The organism is Polyangiaceae bacterium, from assembly GCA_016715885.1.
Classification (GTDB): domain Bacteria; phylum Myxococcota_A; class Polyangia; order Polyangiales; family Polyangiaceae; genus Polyangium.
Map to the genome: position 1 here is coordinate 412,935 of JADJXL010000003.1, position 17,260 is coordinate 430,194.

At 59.6% G+C, this 17,260-nt stretch carries 14 protein-coding genes and 2 pseudogenes; 7 read left to right on the plus strand and 9 right to left on the minus strand.

The features are described from left to right. Window positions 1–61 precede the first annotated feature (61 nt). The gene (locus tag IPM54_08180; GenBank protein MBK9259802.1) at window positions 62–427 is read right to left on the minus strand and encodes a hypothetical protein; all 366 of its coding nucleotides are present in this window, start codon (window positions 425–427) and stop codon (window positions 62–64) included. On the opposite strand from IPM54_08180, the gene IPM54_08185 reads away from it, so the two are divergent. The 6 genes from IPM54_08185 to IPM54_08210 all read left to right on the plus strand — a co-directional run bounded on the left by IPM54_08185 (window position 417) and on the right by IPM54_08210 (window position 5,073). Continuing rightward, the gene (locus IPM54_08185) at window positions 417–992 is read left to right on the plus strand and encodes a DUF2341 domain-containing protein (GenBank protein MBK9259803.1); all 576 of its coding nucleotides are present in this window, start codon (window positions 417–419) and stop codon (window positions 990–992) included. The two genes, IPM54_08180 and IPM54_08185, sit on opposite strands and share 11 nt — an antisense overlap. Before the next feature lie 22 nt (window positions 993–1,014). Then, window positions 1,015–1,377, plus strand: a complete 363-nt coding sequence (locus tag IPM54_08190) for a hypothetical protein (GenBank protein MBK9259804.1) — start codon at window positions 1,015–1,017, stop codon at window positions 1,375–1,377. A gap of 274 nt (window positions 1,378–1,651) precedes the next feature. Next, on the plus strand, window positions 1,652–2,047 hold the full coding sequence (locus IPM54_08195) for a hypothetical protein (protein MBK9259805.1): 396 nt from the start codon (window positions 1,652–1,654) through the stop codon (window positions 2,045–2,047). After that, entirely contained in the window at window positions 2,047–2,316 is a 270-nt protein-coding gene (locus IPM54_08200) for a hypothetical protein (GenBank protein ID MBK9259806.1), read from the plus strand. Before IPM54_08195 ends, IPM54_08200 begins: the two co-directional genes overlap by 1 nt. A gap of 366 nt (window positions 2,317–2,682) precedes the next feature. Continuing rightward, window positions 2,683–3,378, plus strand: coding sequence for a hypothetical protein (locus IPM54_08205; protein ID MBK9259807.1), 696 nt, complete (start codon window positions 2,683–2,685; stop codon window positions 3,376–3,378). Window positions 3,379–3,444: 66 nt separating this feature from the next. Beyond that, window positions 3,445–5,073 (plus strand): hypothetical protein, encoded by a 1,629-nt coding sequence (locus IPM54_08210; GenBank protein ID MBK9259808.1) that lies wholly within the window; start codon window positions 3,445–3,447, stop codon window positions 5,071–5,073. A 99-nt stretch (window positions 5,074–5,172) separates the two neighbouring features. Here the strand turns inward: IPM54_08210 and IPM54_08215 are convergent, their stop codons facing one another. From IPM54_08215 to IPM54_08240, 6 genes and pseudogenes are all read right to left on the minus strand, one after another. After that, window positions 5,173–5,661, minus strand: coding sequence for a hypothetical protein (locus tag IPM54_08215; protein ID MBK9259809.1), 489 nt, complete (start codon window positions 5,659–5,661; stop codon window positions 5,173–5,175). A gap of 814 nt (window positions 5,662–6,475) precedes the next feature. Beyond that, window positions 6,476–7,300, minus strand: coding sequence for a hypothetical protein (locus IPM54_08220; protein ID MBK9259810.1), 825 nt, complete (start codon window positions 7,298–7,300; stop codon window positions 6,476–6,478). Window positions 7,301–7,556: 256 nt separating this feature from the next. Next, window positions 7,557–8,558, minus strand: coding sequence for a tryptophan--tRNA ligase (locus IPM54_08225; protein MBK9259811.1), 1,002 nt, complete (start codon window positions 8,556–8,558; stop codon window positions 7,557–7,559). A gap of 82 nt (window positions 8,559–8,640) precedes the next feature. Beyond that, entirely contained in the window at window positions 8,641–11,001 is a 2,361-nt protein-coding gene (locus IPM54_08230; GenBank protein MBK9259812.1) for a HEAT repeat domain-containing protein, read from the minus strand. 271 nt (window positions 11,002–11,272) lie between these two features. Beyond that, window positions 11,273–11,500, minus strand: a pseudogene (locus IPM54_08235) (glycosyltransferase). A 66-nt stretch (window positions 11,501–11,566) separates the two neighbouring features. Then, a pseudogene (locus tag IPM54_08240) lies at window positions 11,567–11,989 on the minus strand (glycosyltransferase). A gap of 72 nt (window positions 11,990–12,061) precedes the next feature. Between IPM54_08240 and uvrA the strand changes: the two are divergent. After that, window positions 12,062–14,956 carry an excinuclease ABC subunit UvrA gene (uvrA, locus tag IPM54_08245; GenBank protein ID MBK9259813.1) on the plus strand — a complete coding sequence of 965 codons (2,895 nt, stop codon included), beginning with the start codon at window positions 12,062–12,064 and terminating at the stop codon, window positions 14,954–14,956. A gap of 79 nt (window positions 14,957–15,035) precedes the next feature. Here the strand turns inward: uvrA and IPM54_08250 are convergent, their stop codons facing one another. Next, window positions 15,036–16,049 carry a tetratricopeptide repeat protein gene (locus tag IPM54_08250; GenBank protein MBK9259814.1) on the minus strand — a complete coding sequence of 338 codons (1,014 nt, stop codon included), beginning with the start codon at window positions 16,047–16,049 and terminating at the stop codon, window positions 15,036–15,038. A gap of 72 nt (window positions 16,050–16,121) precedes the next feature. Further along, the coding region (locus IPM54_08255; GenBank protein ID MBK9259815.1) for a hypothetical protein at window positions 16,122–17,260 on the minus strand (1,139 nt) is incomplete at its 5' end.

Genomic DNA, 17,260 nt, shown 5'->3' on the forward strand with positions numbered 1-17,260 from the left:
GTTCGAGCTTGGGATCGTGGTGCGGCACTGATACGTGACAGCCAGCATACTGTTTTGTTAATCACACATCACCGACGCACAATGTCGGAAAAGACCACAAGCGAGGGATGACACGCGCGCCGTTTGCATGTATCATCACGCTCATTCCAATGATTGCGCCCTCCAAACGCCTCCACGGCTTGTTTACATCGCCCATTTCGGCCGCTTTGTTTCTGCTCACGGGCGTGAGCCTCCTGAGCCCTGCATGCTCACTCGATTCGATGGGTACTGCACCCGTCAGTCTCTTCGGCGCCTCCACCACAGGCTCGGGCGGAGCTGCGGGAGGCGACACGTCCAGCAGCGCATCGACCGGAGGCGCAGGCGGAAGCGGCGGAATGAATGACACCGCGTCGAGCAGCGGCGGAGGCGGCGGGTCGATGCCGGTCATTCCTTACGCGTATCGACGGCGTCTCCACATTCAGGCGCAAGCGTCGGCGATTCCCAGCGATTACTCCATCGTCGTCCCGCTCGACCACTGGTCGCTCACGGGGCAATCCAAGTCGCTGCTGACGGGCAACGACGTGCGTATCTTCCGCGACGACGGGGGTATGCTGACGGAGCTCGACCGAGTGCTGGATCCGGTATCGTCGTGGAACGGCACGTCAACACGCTTGTGGTTCCGCACGACGGCTCCCATCGAGGCTTCGGCCGTCGACCAATCCTATTGGATTTATTACGGCGATCCGACCGCTGCAAAACCTCCTGCGGATGGGAATCGAGTGTACCTCATTTGGAACGACTTCGACGACGGCGTGGTGGACAGTGGTGGCTTTACGCTGTCGCTCATTGGTGGCGCCAAAGGAGCGGCCGCGGAAGCAGGGTCTGCGCTGACGCTTTCCGTGTCGTCGGGCGATTTGGGCCTCGTCGGACAGCTTCGTGTTTTTGCATCACGACGTGAGTGGCGATTTCGAGGCCGATACGTACGTGACGTCCATGGGAGGCGCTTTGGATGATTGGAGCAAGATGGGGGGTCTGATGATTCGGCAAAGTACGGGTGCCAAATCGCGCAATCGCATCATGTCGCCTGTTTTCAGCGCATCAGCTCGAACCAATTCCTATCGTCTCGAGGACAACGCGAGCACGGCTGAAGTGGCCATCGCTGGAACGAACCCGACGCCGGAATATGCGCGGGTGACGCGCATGGGCAATCGATCGCGTGCATTTTATTCGGCAGACGGGTTCAATTGGCAGGAGAACGGGACCGAAATTACGTTTTCCAAAGCGCTCACCGACCCCGTGCTGATTGGAATCCCGGCGTGCAACCTCGATTCGGGGATTGGTACCGTGACCGTCGAATGGATTCGGTGCGCAAGCTCGTCGAAAACGAGCCTGTCGTGACGGTGCTGGCTGAAGAGAGCGGGCCATTTTGAGCGGAATGGGTGCCGTCGTTCTTTGAAGCGTGCGCTCATTGACGCACTTGACATTGGCCGTGTCATCGCTTTTCATGGTCGGTCGTGAGGTCGACTTCATGAGCAGCTTTCAACGTTCCTTGGTCTTTCCGTTGACGTTTTGCGACTGCATGCAACAGGAGCAAGCCCGCCCTGGTCGCTGCAGCGTTTTTTCTTCGGGTGCTCACCGGCACCCTCGATCAACGTCGGTGCTGGAGGCAGCGGTGGCACGGGGTCTGGTTCGGGCGGCGCAATGCAAACGAGCAGCAGTTCTTCGGAGTGGAGATCTCTTCGACGGCGGATTTGGCCCCGACGACGCCGGGCCCGAGGATGGATCGAAACCGCCCGTGCCAAACCTCGTGCCCAACGGTGACTTCTCGGCGGGCAATACGCAATTTTCCTCCGATTATAGCTACGCCGATATCAACACGGTGGAAGGCGAATACACGGTCGGAACGAATCCGCAGGCATTCAATAGCAATCTGCTGATGATTGGCGATCACACGACCGGGGACGGGTTGATGTTCATCGGTAATGGGAAGGCGACGCCCGATCGCGTGTGGTACTCCGGGCCGATTGCCGTAAATCCGGAACCAAGTATTTCTTCGAGGCCTGGGTGATGAATGCTTGTTGCCCGCCACCTTACGGGGATGGTATCAACCCCGTGGGCCCGTCGGAGCTGTCGTTTTACGCGAACGACGAGCTGCTCGGAACCCGAACTTCATCACAACTCGGCGTTTGGGAGGGGCTGAGCACGACGTGGAATTCGGGTGGCGCAACGTCCGTCACCCTGAGGCTCGTCAATGCGAATACCCAAGCATCGGGCAATGATTTCGCGGTCGACGATGTTTTCCTCGGGGTCGAATCGTCGATCCCTCCACCGAAGTGAACGAACCGTTCAGTGCGTAGCGCTTCGATTCTGCGAATGAAGCAAAGAACCGCGTTTTCCCTTGTAGCCCAGCCGCGCAACGTGCGATTCCGTACTCCATGCAAGCAATGACGAGACGCCGCTCGGCGATGCTGGGCGCGCTGGTATTGGGCTTTGGTGGGGCATGGATGACGGGAGCGTGTGATGCCGGCACGCAGCTACCTCCGCGCGTTACGCTGCCCGACACATCAACGGAGACGCCGGAGGAATGTCCTGACGACATTGAAGATCCGTGCATGCGTTGGTACATCCCGCTCCTCAGGAAATCCGAAAGACGATCTTGCGCTACGCGCGAAGTACATCGCGGCGTTTGGCTCGCCTTGCTACATGTCCGTGAACGATACGTTCAATTGCTTCTATCAGGAGAAGGAGCTGAAGACCAAAGCGTGTAATGATGCCAAACAGATCGCCGACCTATTTGGAGCTGCGCCGTACGACAAGAGTTACGAATGTCAACCGATCCCCGGCTCTGACGACTTCCGGCTCCAGGTGGGTCCGGATGTCGCGCACGAGATCTTCATCAGGTTCGCGAATGCGCCGCGACAAACACCGCTCGTCGTGGTCGATGGCGTCCCGACGGAGGTGAACGGGCCGTACCGGAATTTGGTCGATCCGGCAGGTGTCGCTCCAGGCAATCTGTTCGACGCCAACAGCGGGATCCCCGACGGCGATGGGGGTGTCCTTGAGCAAAGAGACTGGGTTCTCGCTGTCAACCGAAAAAAGAACGGCGGCACGATCAAGTCCGATCTTGCGGGCTTCAAGTTCCCTTGTGATTGTAAGAAGGGCAGCCCCGAGATATGCACCGAGCCGGACTTTCTCGAAGATCCGTTTGATCCTGTCGGAACGAAGCCCAATGTGCACCACGTCGTGCCCAGGAAGGACAAACGCTGCTGCCCTTGGGGCACGAACTCGTATAAAAACGCAGCCGTCATTTCGCAGAAGCTCAACAAGTGTCTCTCGAACGACGATCCGCCGGAGGACGAGGTGAAGATACTCCACAAAGTGCCAGCGTACTCCCCGTGATCCACGTGAGTACACGTTGGTCAGAACCTCGTTGACGCTCTGACCAACCCGCGGTAACGCGACCCAATGATCGAGCGGGAGCATCGGTACGGCAGCCTCGTCTTCGACCGCAATGCCATCGTGCGCGCTGCGTTGCGAGCATACCTTGAAGCCATCGTCAAGCACTCCACCCACCGAAGCCTGCCCTTGTCGTTCCCGGCCAGTGACGATCCGGAATGGAGCGGCGACCTCGAGCGGGGCGCCTTCTTTAGCGGGTCGGATGGAAACCACGAAGTCGTTGCGTGGACCGAGGAGGGCGTCGTCGGACTCGCATATGAGCTCGGCTTTGGCCCGATCGAGCAGCTCGGCCTCGCGGAGGACGACGTGACCGGCGGCCCGGAGGACGTGCGCGCGGCGGTGACCGGCCTTCCTGCCAGGCTGGAACCCGCGTTCTCGATGGCCGCTGGCATGCTCGGGAAGGGACGCAATGCGGAGAAGCTGGCGGGTGTGGGCTTCTGGCTCGATGGCGATCGTATTGGCGGCACGCTCTTTACCGACCCGACATCTGCAGGCGCCGATCGACTCGTCATGTGGGGCTTGCTTCGACGTGGCAGGCTCCTGCCCCAGATTTATCGTCGTTCTCATCCAGACACCAGGGCGACCTTGGCAGAGCGCGACCGCGTCGAGGCCCCCATCCACGCGTTTATGGACGCAGTGGTCGATCGAAGGCTGAAAGGCCCCACGGAACTCACCGCCGAGGAGCTCGAGGCGATGCTTTACCCGCTCTCCATGCCCCCCCTCAAGCGTGTGCTCGGCACTCAACGCATGCTGGAAAAGGTCGGCATCACCTGGCCCGGTTCGCCCAAGATCCCAGACCCGCCGCCGCGGCCCAAAGGCCCCAACCCCTTTACGCGCCCGCCCAAGACAGTGCGCTGCGGATTGTCGCGGCTCGGATATCTCGGTTTCGACCGCGATGCCATCGTCCGCGCTGCCAAGCGCGCCTATGTGGAAGCGGTCCTCGCGCAGCTAGACCCGCTCCGGCGCTATCCGTTCACCGCCTGCATCATCCCACGGTGGAAAGGCGATCTTCAGCGAGGTGCCTTCTACACTAGCGACGGCACCGGAGACTATGAGGTCATCGCGTGGAACGAAGCCGGCATCGTGGGCCTCGCATACCAACTCGGGTATGGTCCCATCGAGCACCTCGGCCTCGCCATCGACGCGGTGAAAGGTGGTCCGGACGACGTACGCGCGACCGTACCCGACCTTCCCGCGGATCTCGAAGCTGCGTTGGAGCTTGCCACAAGCATGCTCGTATCTGGGCCGGTGTACGGGGAGAAGCTGGCGAGCATTGGTTTTTGGCTACGCGACGGCGAACGCCTCGGGGGCACGCTCTTCGACCGCGACGATCGAACGGTTCCCGGCGCCCGCCGCCTGGCCGAGTGGGGCCGGGTTGCATGGGGGACGCTCCACCGCCCGTCGCGGGAGCCAAACGAGCCGGTCCTGACGCAGGCCATGCTCGATCGAGCCGAGCCCATCCGAGATCTCGTCGAGGCGGTGGCCGAGCGCGCCCTCGCCGGCCCTACGCAACTGACCGCCGATGAGCTCGCGACGCTGCTCCCCACGCCGCCCGATCCCGAGCGGTTGCTTGCCGCACAGGACATGCTTCAAAAGGTGGGCATTACGTGGCCCGGTTCGCCCGAGATCCCTGAGTAGCCACAGCTAAAAGGTCGCAACTCGTTTTGCGGCGGTCATGATCCGCGACGGCCCCGAAAGGCCGTCACGCAGCAATGATTTGATTTACGCCGCAATCGCTCACGGCGTCGTGCCGGGATCCTTCCCGCCACCTTGCGCTGCTTCTTTCGTGGCTGCAGCCTGTTTGGCCGGACCATACTGGTAGTCGAGCAACGTGGCCACGGGCCCGAGCACTTCGTGCTTGTTCTCCACGCGGTCCGCGCGACGCCGTGCTTGGGCCGCGAATTCGGCCAGCAGCGTCGCGATTTCGTGCCGTCGTTGGAGACGCGTCTCATAGAGCAATTCCGTCAACTTTTGCGCCGCCGCGTGCAATTCCCCCAGATGCGCATCTTCAGCCGATAACGCCTGCAAGCGCTGAATCTCCGCGGGATTCAGTCCTGCACGCTCCACATCGGCCGCAGCGAGTTGCACCACGTGCGTCACGACGGTTTCGTACCCATCTCGCACCTTCGTCAACTGACGAACACGGTCCGGCGTGATATCGGAAAGCGGGATACCCGTCGCATCGATGATCAAATCACCGACCTTGGGATGTTTGGGATCGCTCACGATGGTTGACCTTTCTCTCTGTGCGAAAGCCCAGAGTTTTCCGACCATCGCACATTTGCGAAGTGCAGTGCAAGTTCCCCGTACGTGCCAACTCGAAAAAGCTCGATTCCGCGGTGTGGTGTGCATCGCGCCACAAAAATCTCCCAGGTCACGACACCATTTTTGTCGCTGTCGGCAATCGTTTCCTCGGTCGATGGTCTCGGAGACTCGGCGCCGAGGAAATTTTCCTATGGGCCAAGGAGCGACGTCCTTGGCACCGAAAAATTTTTGTGTACCGAAGCACAATTGCTCCATATCGATGGTCCCGGAGACTCGGGGCCAGGGAAATGTTCGTATGGGCCGAAGCGCTGTCCCGATCGCCCGACACAATTTTCGTAGTGCTCTGCAACATTTTCCTAGGGCGATGGATCGGAAACGTTGCTCACTACGAAAAACTCATGATGATACGGAGTGGACTCCTTGTGCGATAGGAGATTTTCGTCGGCGCATGGTGGTGGTTTGCATCGATTGAGGTGACATTCTCATTGACGAATGAATCGCATGGTGGGCGATAGATGAAATTCGTTGGCTTCGAGGTGCGTGGGTGCACCCAATAGAAGGAAGCAGCTAGTACAAGGACAATTTCACCATGTGGCAGTTCTGCATTCGACCACACTTTTGCGCCATGTCGTTGCTCGCCCGATCTTGAGCCTGGGCTCCCGCTGCGCGAAGCGCGCGGTCGGCATCGGCGGCTTGTTGGGCGGTGACCCAAGGGGCGCAGACGGCATCGCGCAGGTCCACGCACACAAGCTGCGATCGTGGGATAGGGCAGAGATCAGGCCTCGTTGAGCCCCGTAACGGCAGTCATATCCTTGTTGAACCACAGCAGCCTAACGCCCACATCTTCGAAGAACGCCTTCGCTCTCGCGCCGGGCTTCACGGGGAAGAGCACGGCGAGATCGGTTCGGGCCCGATCTTCGATCTGCCGGCGGTAATCGAAGAGTTGCCCAACCGCGAGGCGGCATGTCGGCTGCTCGCTATCTGTCTTTACCTCGACGAGCAGGTGTCGGTCGCCGTCGTACTCATGGATGAGCGCGTCAAACATGCACTCTTGCTTGGACCCCTGCTCGACGGCCATGCCATGGGCCTCGCAGAAACTACGAAGGGCGTTGGTCATCGTGTGGTGGAGGCGGGGCATCGTGACGCTGCCGGGTTGGCGGAAGAACTCGACATCCGCATCGTCGCGCTCGTCAAGGGTCCTCGTAACCCTGGTTACAGACGTTCGACGCGGCTCTGCTTGCGAGCGAGGCTTCGCCTTGAGCGCAGCGACGACGACGGCCATGTCCGACGTGTCGAGGTCGAACGCATCCCGAATTCCGACCTGCCCGATGAGGTTCACGAAGCCATCGAACTGCTCGCTCACCGTGGCGAAACGGAGCCCGAGGACTTGGAGCTTCTCCTGGACTGCAGCTCGACTGTTGATGATGGGGGCCCGGCGGCGCTGGTCGAGACAGGCGAGCATCGGCGTGAGGAGTGCGGCCGCCGGCATGCCACCGCCACTCCGGCGTGGAAGCGGCGGGAGATGCTCCAACATGGCATAGGCCTTACGCAACTGCCGATCACTCGAAGCGGAAGCAACAATCTTCGCAATCTTGGCCACTTCGCGGAGATGCTCGGCTATCCACTCGCGCGCGATGTTCCTGAACGCCGCGTAAAAATTGACGAACCCAAGCGGCTTGGCGACAGCGCGAACGATTTCGATGGGAGCACACGCCTTAGCCTCGCCGCGTCGCGCGCCTGATCGCTGCGGAAGCGCGACCTTTCCCTCGATGCGCAGTTGTTGGTGAGAGGTGACGGGTGCCTTATCTGCTCACGCCCGAAATCTTGACGTGCGACATCGCTCGAAATACCGCACATCACCACGCAATACCAATCGCTTCGCGAATACGCTGCATGAGCGGCACGGAGATGGCCCGTGCACGCTCGCGCCCTTCTGCCAAGTGCTTTTCGATGACTTCTGGATGCGCCATCAGGTCGTCGTAAATCTTCCTGGGCTCCGCAAGGAATGCCTCGAGCACTTCGTAAAGTGCCTGTTTTGCTTCGCCCCAGCCAATGCCTTTGCGATATCGATCCGCCAATGCGTCGATTTGCTCTTGTGACGCAAATGCGCTGTAAAGGAGAAAAATGGATGATGTGTGCGGATCCTTCGGTACTTCGGGCGGCGTCGAATCCGTGACGATTTTCATGATGAGCTTTCGGAGCTTCTTCGGATCGCCGAAAAGAGGAATCACGTTGTCGTAACTCTTGCTCATTTTGCGCCCATCGAGCCCCGGAATGACGGACATCTTGTCGTCGATCCAGGGCGCGGGTACCGTGAGAATCGGTCCGTAGACGGCATTGAAACTGCCGGCCATGTCGGCGGTCATTTCGATGTGCTGCGCCTGGTCTTTGCCCACGGGCACGAGGTGCGTGCCGAACATCAAAATGTCGGCTGCCATGAGCACGGGATAATTGTAAAGCCCCATGTTGACGCCCGCGTCGACGTCGACACCGGCTTCCTCGTTTTTCTGGACAATCGCCTTGTAGGCGTGAGCTCGATTCATGAGGCCCTTGCCGGTGAAGCACGAAAGCACCCAGGTGAGCTCGAAAAGCTCGGGGATGTCGGACTGCCGGAAGAATATGACCTTCGACGGATCGAGCCCGCAAGCAAGCCACGTTGCCGCGACTTCGAGCGTGCTGTCACGCATGGTCTTCTTGTCGTGGACGGTGGTGAGCGAGTGGTAGTCCGCGATGAAGTAAAGCGCATCGTGTTCGGGGTTTTGGGCAAGCTGAAGGGCGGGCTTGATCGCGCCGACGTAGTTGCCGAGGTGCGGATGCCCGGATGACTTGATGCCGGTGAGAATCGTTTTCTTGGCCATGGCTGCGAGGCCTCTTCTAGCACCACCAGGAGCATGTGGGGCAGAACAAATTCACTTTTCGAATCGCTGCGAGGTTGCCGAATCAAACGAGCGTCACGCGTTGATCCATGCGCCCCGTGGAACGCCTGGACTCGGGAGGCAAGTCCGATATGCGACGCATCGTCTCGGGTGGAAGCTCGGAAATGCGGCGCATCGTGTCCGGCGGGAGATCCGATATGCGACGCATCGTTTCAGGCGGAAGATCCGATATGCGACGCATCGTTTCAGGCGGAAGATCCGAAAGGCGCCGACTCTCCGCGCCATGCCATTCGCCGAGCGCCCGCGCAGCTTCGGTCGCGACCTCAGCGGCCGGATCCATGAGCGCGCGAGAAAGCGCCGGCGTGCTGAGCCAACGTTCTTTGCAGCGCGAAAGCGACGAAGCCGCCAAGGCACGCGCTTGGGGCGATGGGTCGGATACGACGACTTCGGCAAGCGCAGCCGTCGCTTCGGGTGTGCCCGCGGAGGCGAGCTCCTTCAGCGCACGAAGCCTGGAGCTGATGCGTGCGGAACGCCGCGCCGATACGATCGATGGCGAAGGTTCACGCTTGGCGGAGCGGACATCGTTCAGCAGCGTTTCGACAGCGGCACGCACGGTGGGAACTTCATTCGCCGCCGCAGCGGATATCGCCTCGGACAAACCCGCTTGGGCCACCGCGCAAAGCGCCGCTCGAGCCGCACTTCGCGCTTCGGGAACGGGCGATCCGAGCGCTCGTGTCCATGCCGCGACGGCGCCAATTCTATCGAGCGACAATGCGGCGCTCCGGCGCACTCGGTCACACGGATCGAAGAGAGCTCGTTCGAGGACGGACCAATCGGTTGGAGCGAGCGCTGCAATGGCTTCGGCTGCGCGACTGCGGACTTCCGCGTCGGGGTCGCGCAGCGCGAAAACGATGGACTTGGCAGCGTCTTTGTCGCCCGTTTTGGCGAGCGCATAGGCCGCACATGCTCGGACGGGAGGTGCGGGATCGGTGAGCGCCGTCGAGCAAAGCGCGCGCGCAGCACGCACGTCGCCAATGCGTCCCAGAGCTTCCGCCGCGGCCGCGCGGGTCGTCGCGTCGGCATCTGCGAGCGCCGAAATGAGGCGCAACGTCGCACGTGGATGACCAATGCGCCCAAGGACGCGCGCGGCCCAGGTACGCGCGGAGGGCTGGTTGTCCGCGAGGAGCTCGAGAACCGGGCCAATGGCCAATTCACCGTACGAAACGAGCGCTTCGGCGACGGTGGGTGCACTTCGATCGTCGTTCGACGCGAGCGCTTGGCACAGATGCGGCACGACGGCTTCATCCATGATGGAACCAATCGCTTCGCCAGCCGCAAAACGCACGGTGGAATCTTCGTCGGGATCGACCAGCGCTTCGACGAGCGATCTGCTCGCGGCAATCGCGCGCAATTTTCCAAGCATTCGTGCGGCATGCGCGCGTTCATTCCACGAGCGTGCATTGCGCAAGGTTTGTTCCCAAGCCTCACGTAGCCCCAATTTTTCACACACCTCGGCACATACGGCCTCTTGCCCGAGGGCTTGTTCGAGCGCCGCTTCCACGGTGTGCATGTCGAATGTGCGAGAAAGCGCGCGTGCCAAATGTCTTGGCGGCACATGTCGCAGCTCGTGAATGACATTGCGTGCCAAGACGAGCCGTTCGAGCGCTTTTTTTGCACGCCGCCTTCGCACGACTTCTCGCCCGATGACAAAAGCGCCCGGTACGAAAGCTACCGCGACGATTGCGAGCGCCACATAGAGCACGAACGCGATGACGTTCACTTCGCACCCTGGCAATGAAGCATTCGATGTCGCAGGCGTCACGGCAAAACCCTTGCGCCCGAATTTGTCCCAACCCTTGTTGCCCTTCAGAAAATCATACAGCCCGCGAAGCTGCCAAAACACCAAATATTGACGATATCCCAAATTCGACAAAAGGCCCACGAACACGAGGATGATCGTGTCCTTGGCCCGCGGGTACGCGACGAGCGACACCGATTCGTGCGCCCCGCGCATGTTCGACGCTGAAAATGTGCAAAGCAAAATAGACAATGTCGACAAACAAAAATTCATGGCCATCGCCAATCCGAGAAATGACAACAAAGCTGCCGGCGACAAGGCGCCGAAAATGGCGGTGAGGATCAAGAGCAAGTAGCCGACGCATTCGATGGGAGGCGCGAGAGCTTCGAATACGAGCTGATATGGCATGGCAAAGAGTCCAATTTGGCGGTACTGAGGTCGAAACATGATGGCGCGATGATACACGATGACCTCCCACAATCCGCGATACCACCGAGCCCGCTGCTTACCAAGGTCGCGATAATTCTCCGGCGCTTCTGTCCATGCAATGGCAAAAGGTAGACAAATGATTCGACCGCGCATTCCCTTGTCGAGGAGCCAGCGGTGAAGACGAACGACGATTTCCATGTCCTCGCATACCGTGTGGGCACCTTCCGAACAGTATTCGATGCAATTTCGATCGAACGTGCCGGGTCAAAACCCCCGACTTCAAAGAGCGCCGTGCGCCTGATGAGCGCGAATACGCCGGACAAATGAGCACTGCATTGTCTTCGGACAGCGCCGTTCGTCCCTTGCCGAACGAACGCATGTATTCCACGATTTGCAGTTTTCCAATGAGACTCTTGGGAAGGCGCAATTCCTCCACTTTTCCATCTTTTACGATTGATCCGTTCGACAAACCGACCTGCACGCCGACGGCAACGATGTCGCCCGGAGCTTCGAGGACTTTTCGTACTGCGAGCAAAAGGGCGTCCGGAACGAGCAAACTGTCCGCGTCCATGCTCGTGACGAAAGCACCTTCGGCCACGTTGGCGGCGGCATTGAGCGCGTCGGCTTTTCCGCCGTTTTTTGTCGATGGGACCATGCGGCGGATGCTGGCCGGGAGTTTGCTGCGGCATTCCCACATGCCGCGAATATGGGCCGTGCCAATGGTCCCGATGGGTTCGTATGCAACCGGAACGAAAGGAAACGCCCCGAGGAGCACTTCGACCGTGCGGTCCTTCGATCCGTCGTTGCAAATCACGATTTCATACGCGCGATAACGCAATCGCAGTTGCGATCGAAGACTATCGACGATGGTCACTTCCTCGTTGTACGCAGGGACGAGCAGCGAGACGAGGGGCAAAAACACGTCCTGTTCGAAAGACAATGCAGGCCGGGCGATCTCCGAAATGAGCTCGTGCCGAATTCGCCGAAAACTGGTCAGGACGAACCGAGCGTTCAGCACGAAAAACACCGTAACGTACCCGACGATGATCGCATCCAAAATCAAGAGCGCATAGACGATGGGCACGACCGCCATTCTAACGAAATATTCGTGTCCTGGTACACATAGAATTGCATTAGTGTCGGAACGGCCCCAGTCGGTCGCGCACGACTTGTTCGTCGTGGACATTTTCCCGGTTGAACGAAGGTAGGAGTGCGTGCTACAAGGTCGCGCGTTCAGTTAGACCAGGGAAAACCCGCCATGCGAAAGATCAAGACTGAGATTGCCGCAGCACGTGAGCCTGATTTCATCGTGGTGAAGGGGGCTCGCGAGCACAACCTTCGCATCGAACACCTCGAGATACCCAAGCGAAAGCTGGTGGTTTTCACGGGTCCGAGCGGATCGGGAAAGTCGAGTTTGGCGTTCGACACGCTGTATGCCGAAGGGCAAAGGCGCTATGTCGAGACGCTTTCGGCGTATGCGCGGCAATTTCTCGGGCAGCTCGACAGGCCCGCGGTCGAGCATGTTTCGGGGCTTTCGCCAACGGTTGCCATCGAACAAAAAAGTGCTTCGACGAACCCGCGATCGACGGTCGGAACCATTACGGAAGTTTACGACTATTTGCGCGTTTTGTATGCGCGTGCGGGCGAACAACGCTGCACCGATTGTGGCAAGGCGGTTGCTTCGCAAAGCGTCGATGAAATCGTCGAAACGTTGCTCGAGCTTCCGTCGGGCACGCGTGCGACGCTGGTGGCGCCCATTGTGGTTCGTCGCAAAGGCGAGCACAAGGAGATCTTCGAGGAGCTTGCGTCGCGTGGTTTTTCGCGGGTCATCGTGGACGGTAAACCGGAGAAGCTCGATGCTGTTCCGCGGCTCGATAAAAAGCTCTGGCACGATATTTCGCTGATTGCGGATCGCATTGCGATTCGGGCAGACGACAGGCCGCGCATTGCGGAGAGCGTGGAGCTTGCGCTACGAGAAGGAAAAGGCGAAATGGTGGTGGAGGTCGAGGGGCAGCCGCCGCGAACGTTCAGTCAAGCGCGATTCTGTTGCGGAAAGAGTTACCCAGAACTATCGCCTGCGAGTTTTTCCTTCAACAATCCTTTGGGTATGTGCCCCGCGTGCAATGGGCTCGGCAGTCGATTGGAGGTCGACCCGGACACGATCGTGCCCGATCCGAAATTGTCGATACGCGAAGGGGCGATTGCGCCGTGGGCATCGGCGATGAGTCGAGGGGAAGGATGGACGTTTCGCATTGCGGATGCGGTGGTTCAAGCGACCGGCGCGGATTTGGACGTGCCGTTCGGGAAGCTGTCGAAGGAAAAGCGCGAGCTGATCTTGTACGGGCTGGAGGGAAAGAAGATATCGGTGAAATGGGGCAAGGAAGGGTCGGAGAGTCACGGAACGTTCGGGATGAAGTTCGAGGGGGTGATTCCGGGGCTCGAACGGCGCTTTCGCGATACGACGTCGGAGATGGCGCGGGAGAATTATCGCAAGTTTTTCCGGGAAATGCCCTGCGAAAATTGTGGTGGAAAACGTCTGCGTCCTGAATCGATGGCGGTTTACATTGCGGGGAAAAACATTACGGACGTGACGTCGATGACCGTTGCCGAGGCTTTGGCGCACATGCAGGGGCTGGCGCTTGCAGGCGGGAGAGCTCGGATCACGGAGGGAGTGAAGCGGGAAATCGATGCGCGTCTCGGATTTTTGATGAACGTGGGATTGGACTATTTGACGCTGGACAGGTCGGGTCCGACGTTGTCTGGTGGAGAAGCGCAGCGCATTCGGCTTGCGAGTCAGCTTGGTAGTGAGCTGAGCGGGGTGATGTACGTGCTCGACGAACCGAGCATTGGGCTGCATCAGCGGGACAACGAGATGCTGATTGCGACGCTGCGGCGATTGCGGGATTTGGGCAATACGGTGGTCGTTGTGGAGCACGACGAGGAGACGATTCGGACGGCGGATCACGTGGTGGATTTTGGTCCGGGGGCGGGGCACGAGGGCGGACGCGTGCTTTTTGATGGATCACCGGAAGCCTTGATGAATGAAAAAGGCAACATGACGGGTGATTATTTGGCTGGGCGGCGGATGATTGAAATTCCGGCGACTCGGCGCAAGCCAGCGGGTTTCATTACGATTCGTGGGGCGCGCGAGCACAACTTGAAGAACATCGACGCAAAGTTGCCGCTGGGGGTTTTGACGGCGGTGACGGGCGTGAGCGGCGCAGGGAAAAGCTCGCTCATCAATGGCATTTTGTTACCGGCGCTCGGTCGCGCATTGCATGATTCATCGGATGCGGTGGGAGCACATACAAAAATCGAGGGGCTCGATGCGCTGGACAAGGTGATTGCGATTGATCAGCGTCCGATTGGCCGGACGCCTCGATCGAATCCGGGGACATATACGAAAGCATTCGATCACATTCGCGAGATCTTTGCGCTTTTGCCGGAGGCGCGGGCGCGGGGCTGGGATGGGGGACGGTTCAGCTTCAACGTGAAGGGCGGGCGATGTGAGAGCTGTCATGGCGACGGCATGGTGAAAGTGGAGATGCACTTTTTGGCGGATGTGTACGTGGTGTGTGACGTTTGTAAGGGCAAACGGTACAATGCGCAAACGCTGGACGTGCGTTACAAGGGGAAAAACATCAACGAGGTGCTCGATTCATCGGTGGAAGAATGCTTGGCGATGTTTTCGCACCACACGGCATTGAAGCGTATTTTGACGACGCTGGTGGACGTGGGTCTTGGGTACATGAAAATCGGGCAGCAAGCGACGACGCTTTCGGGGGGCGAAGCGCAGCGGGTGAAGTTGAGCCGGGAACTGGGGAAGACGCAGACGGGGCGCACGCTGTACGTGCTCGACGAACCGACGACGGGGTTGCATTTCGAGGACATACGGCGGCTATTGACGGTATTGTCGCGTCTCGTGGAAGCGGGCAATACGGTGGTGGTGATCGAGCACAACCTGGACGTGATCAAGGTGGCTGATTACGTATTGGATTTGGGTCCCGAGGGTGGAGCGCGCGGGGGGCGCGTGATTGCGACGGGAACGCCGGAGGAGGTCGCGGCGGTGAAGGAATCGTATACGGGGGCGTTTTTGGCGAAGATGCTGCCGGCGGCGGGGAAGCCTGCGAAGGGCGGGAAGAGGAAGGGGTAACGTTGGTCGAGCTCCATGCAGCCGTCTGCATTGGCTGCGCTTTGTGCAATGTGGATGAAACTCGGCATTCGCATGCCCATCAAAAAGCGCCTTCAAAACCAAGATAGGATGGTGAGACCGTCATGCGCAGTTGCGCATTCGCACGTGACGAGGCCGCGGGGCGATACGCCATGACGACGAGCGTGGTGCCGACGGCAGCAATGACGCCGCCTGCAATGAACGCCGCGGTGCTGGCGTTTCCGACAGTCTGAAATCGGTCGGCAGCAGCGAGACCCGTCGGGTTGCACCGATGTTCCGGGGTGCAATTGGCATCGACGACTCGTTTTTCGGCAATGGCCATGCTTCCCGTGATCGAGCCGGCAATGATGCCTGCAGCTCCGAGTCCTATTCCGATGAAACCCCCGACTTTCCACGGATCGACTTTGCTGGGAGCGACCGGTTTTGGTGTCGTGCCGTTTTGTGATTTGGATTTTCCTTGCTTCGACTTCGGCGATTCGGCAGACTTGGGCGGGAGCGGGGTGAGATCGACGATGGTCGATCCGCCTTCGGCAAGGGTAATGGTTCGTCGTCGTTCGGGTTCGCCTGGCAAAAGAACCACGATTTCGTGTGTTCCTGGATCGAGCGGGAGCCTGACGTCGAGGGTGGACGCGCGAAATTCGATATCGTCGACGATGATTTTCGTTTCGGGGGGCGGTGGCTCGGCCCAGACAAACTTGATCATCGGCACGAGGGGTCGCAATTCGTTGAGGCGTGCTTCGGCGATGGTAGCACGGCCGGCGTGCGAGTTTTTCGTGGCACCGGTCATGCGCGAATACGACCGCAGGTAAGCTTCGTAGAGGCTTACTGCGGCGGCGATTTTGCGTTCTTGGTCGCGGCAATCGGCGCGGGCGAAGAGGAGGCCATCTTTGGCGTCCATTTCGTAGGCGCGGTCGAGGAGCGGGCAGGCTTCGGGGAGCTTGCCTGCGTCTTTGAGTCGCTTGGCTTCTTCGAGGAGTTTTCTGGCAACGTCGGCGGCCTGCGCATGGGACGTGGAGGACCAAAAGAGCGGGGGTGTGCCGACGCAGAGGACAAGGGCGCAAATGAAGGGACGCATGAGACGCTCGCTATGGTTGGATTGGTTGGTCGAGGAATCGGTTCGTAGCCACTCCGGAGCGCGAGTGGTTCATCAGGGTTTGCATACCGCCGCTCCGGGAGGACCGCTACAATTGTTGCTGGCGCATTCGGAATCCGTCGTACAAATTTCCTCGTTCTGCAGCAGACACGCGCCCAGGCCATTGCAGGTATTCGTGCCCGTACACGCCGGATTGTCATCATCGGTATTGAGTGGAATGTTGGAGCATGCGCCCATTGTGTTGCCGCACGTTTTGCAAACGTCGGTACATGCCTCGGCGCAACAACGATCATCTACGCAGAAACCACTCGCACATTGGTCTGCCGTGGTGCACATCTGGCCGGCGGCCAACTTGGGAGTGCACAGCATCGAGCTGCAGTAATGCGTGGACACGCAATCGGAATCGGTCCCGCAGGACGTCTTGCACGACATTGCATCGCATACATATGGCGTGCACGAGGTCGTCATTCCAGCGACGCACGTTCCGGTGCCATTGCATTTGGACTCGGCCGATTGCATGCCATTGGAACACGACGCGGCGGCACATTGCGTATCAGCCACATAATTCTGGCACGCACCCGCTGCGCAGAATCCGGTCCTGTCACACGTGGACACGGGATCCATTGCGCAATCATTGTCCGGATCGGTCCCCGTCGTGACGTTCGCGCACATCCCATCTGCGCTACCCGTTTTCGCCATGGTACAAGCCTGGCAAGGTGCGCCGCATGCCGAGCTGCAACAGACTCCATCGACGCAGAATGTGCTGAAGCATTCCGATCCAGCGCTACACGATGCACCAGGAACCTTCTTGCAAACCCCATTGCCGTCGCACTGATTCATTCCGGTGCAAATGTTCGTCGGATTGTTATCCTGCTGTCCGGACGCGATATTGCCACATGTGCCAACGCTGCCCGTCAAATTGCACGCCTTGCATGCCGTGTTGCACGCTGAGTTGCAACAAACACCATCCGCGCACAAGCCGCTCAAACACGAATTGCCGCCGGTGCACGATTGACCATTCTCATCGTCACAGTCGGCACCGATATTACACGAAACGTTGGCCCCCGTGCACGTCCCGTCATCCGTCCCCTTGGGGACGTCGGAGCACGTTCCGACGCTGCCCGCAACGTTGCATGATCGACACGTGGTCGTACACGTATTGTTGCAGCAAACGCCATCGACGCAGTTCGTGC

Excerpts from the sequence above, each read along its gene's own strand:
- uvrA (MBK9259813.1), top strand. The coding sequence starts at position 12,062 with ATGCGAAAGATCAAGACTGAGATTGCCGCAGCACGTGAGCCTGATTTC.
- IPM54_08200 (MBK9259806.1), top strand. The coding sequence starts at position 2,047 with ATGAATGCTTGTTGCCCGCCACCTTACGGGGATGGTATCAACCCCGTG.
- IPM54_08190 (MBK9259804.1), top strand. The coding sequence starts at position 1,015 with ATGATTCGGCAAAGTACGGGTGCCAAATCGCGCAATCGCATCATGTCG.
- IPM54_08185 (MBK9259803.1), top strand. The coding sequence starts at position 417 with ATGCCGGTCATTCCTTACGCGTATCGACGGCGTCTCCACATTCAGGCG.
- IPM54_08205 (MBK9259807.1), top strand. The coding sequence starts at position 2,683 with ATGTCCGTGAACGATACGTTCAATTGCTTCTATCAGGAGAAGGAGCTG.
- IPM54_08210 (MBK9259808.1), top strand. The coding sequence starts at position 3,445 with ATGATCGAGCGGGAGCATCGGTACGGCAGCCTCGTCTTCGACCGCAAT.
- IPM54_08225 (MBK9259811.1), bottom strand. The coding sequence starts at position 8,558 with ATGGCCAAGAAAACGATTCTCACCGGCATCAAGTCATCCGGGCATCCG.
- IPM54_08250 (MBK9259814.1), bottom strand. The coding sequence starts at position 16,049 with ATGCGTCCCTTCATTTGCGCCCTTGTCCTCTGCGTCGGCACACCCCCG.
- IPM54_08230 (MBK9259812.1), bottom strand. The coding sequence starts at position 11,001 with ATGGAAATCGTCGTTCGTCTTCACCGCTGGCTCCTCGACAAGGGAATG.
- IPM54_08180 (MBK9259802.1), bottom strand. The coding sequence starts at position 427 with ATGACCGGCATCGACCCGCCGCCTCCGCCGCTGCTCGACGCGGTGTCA.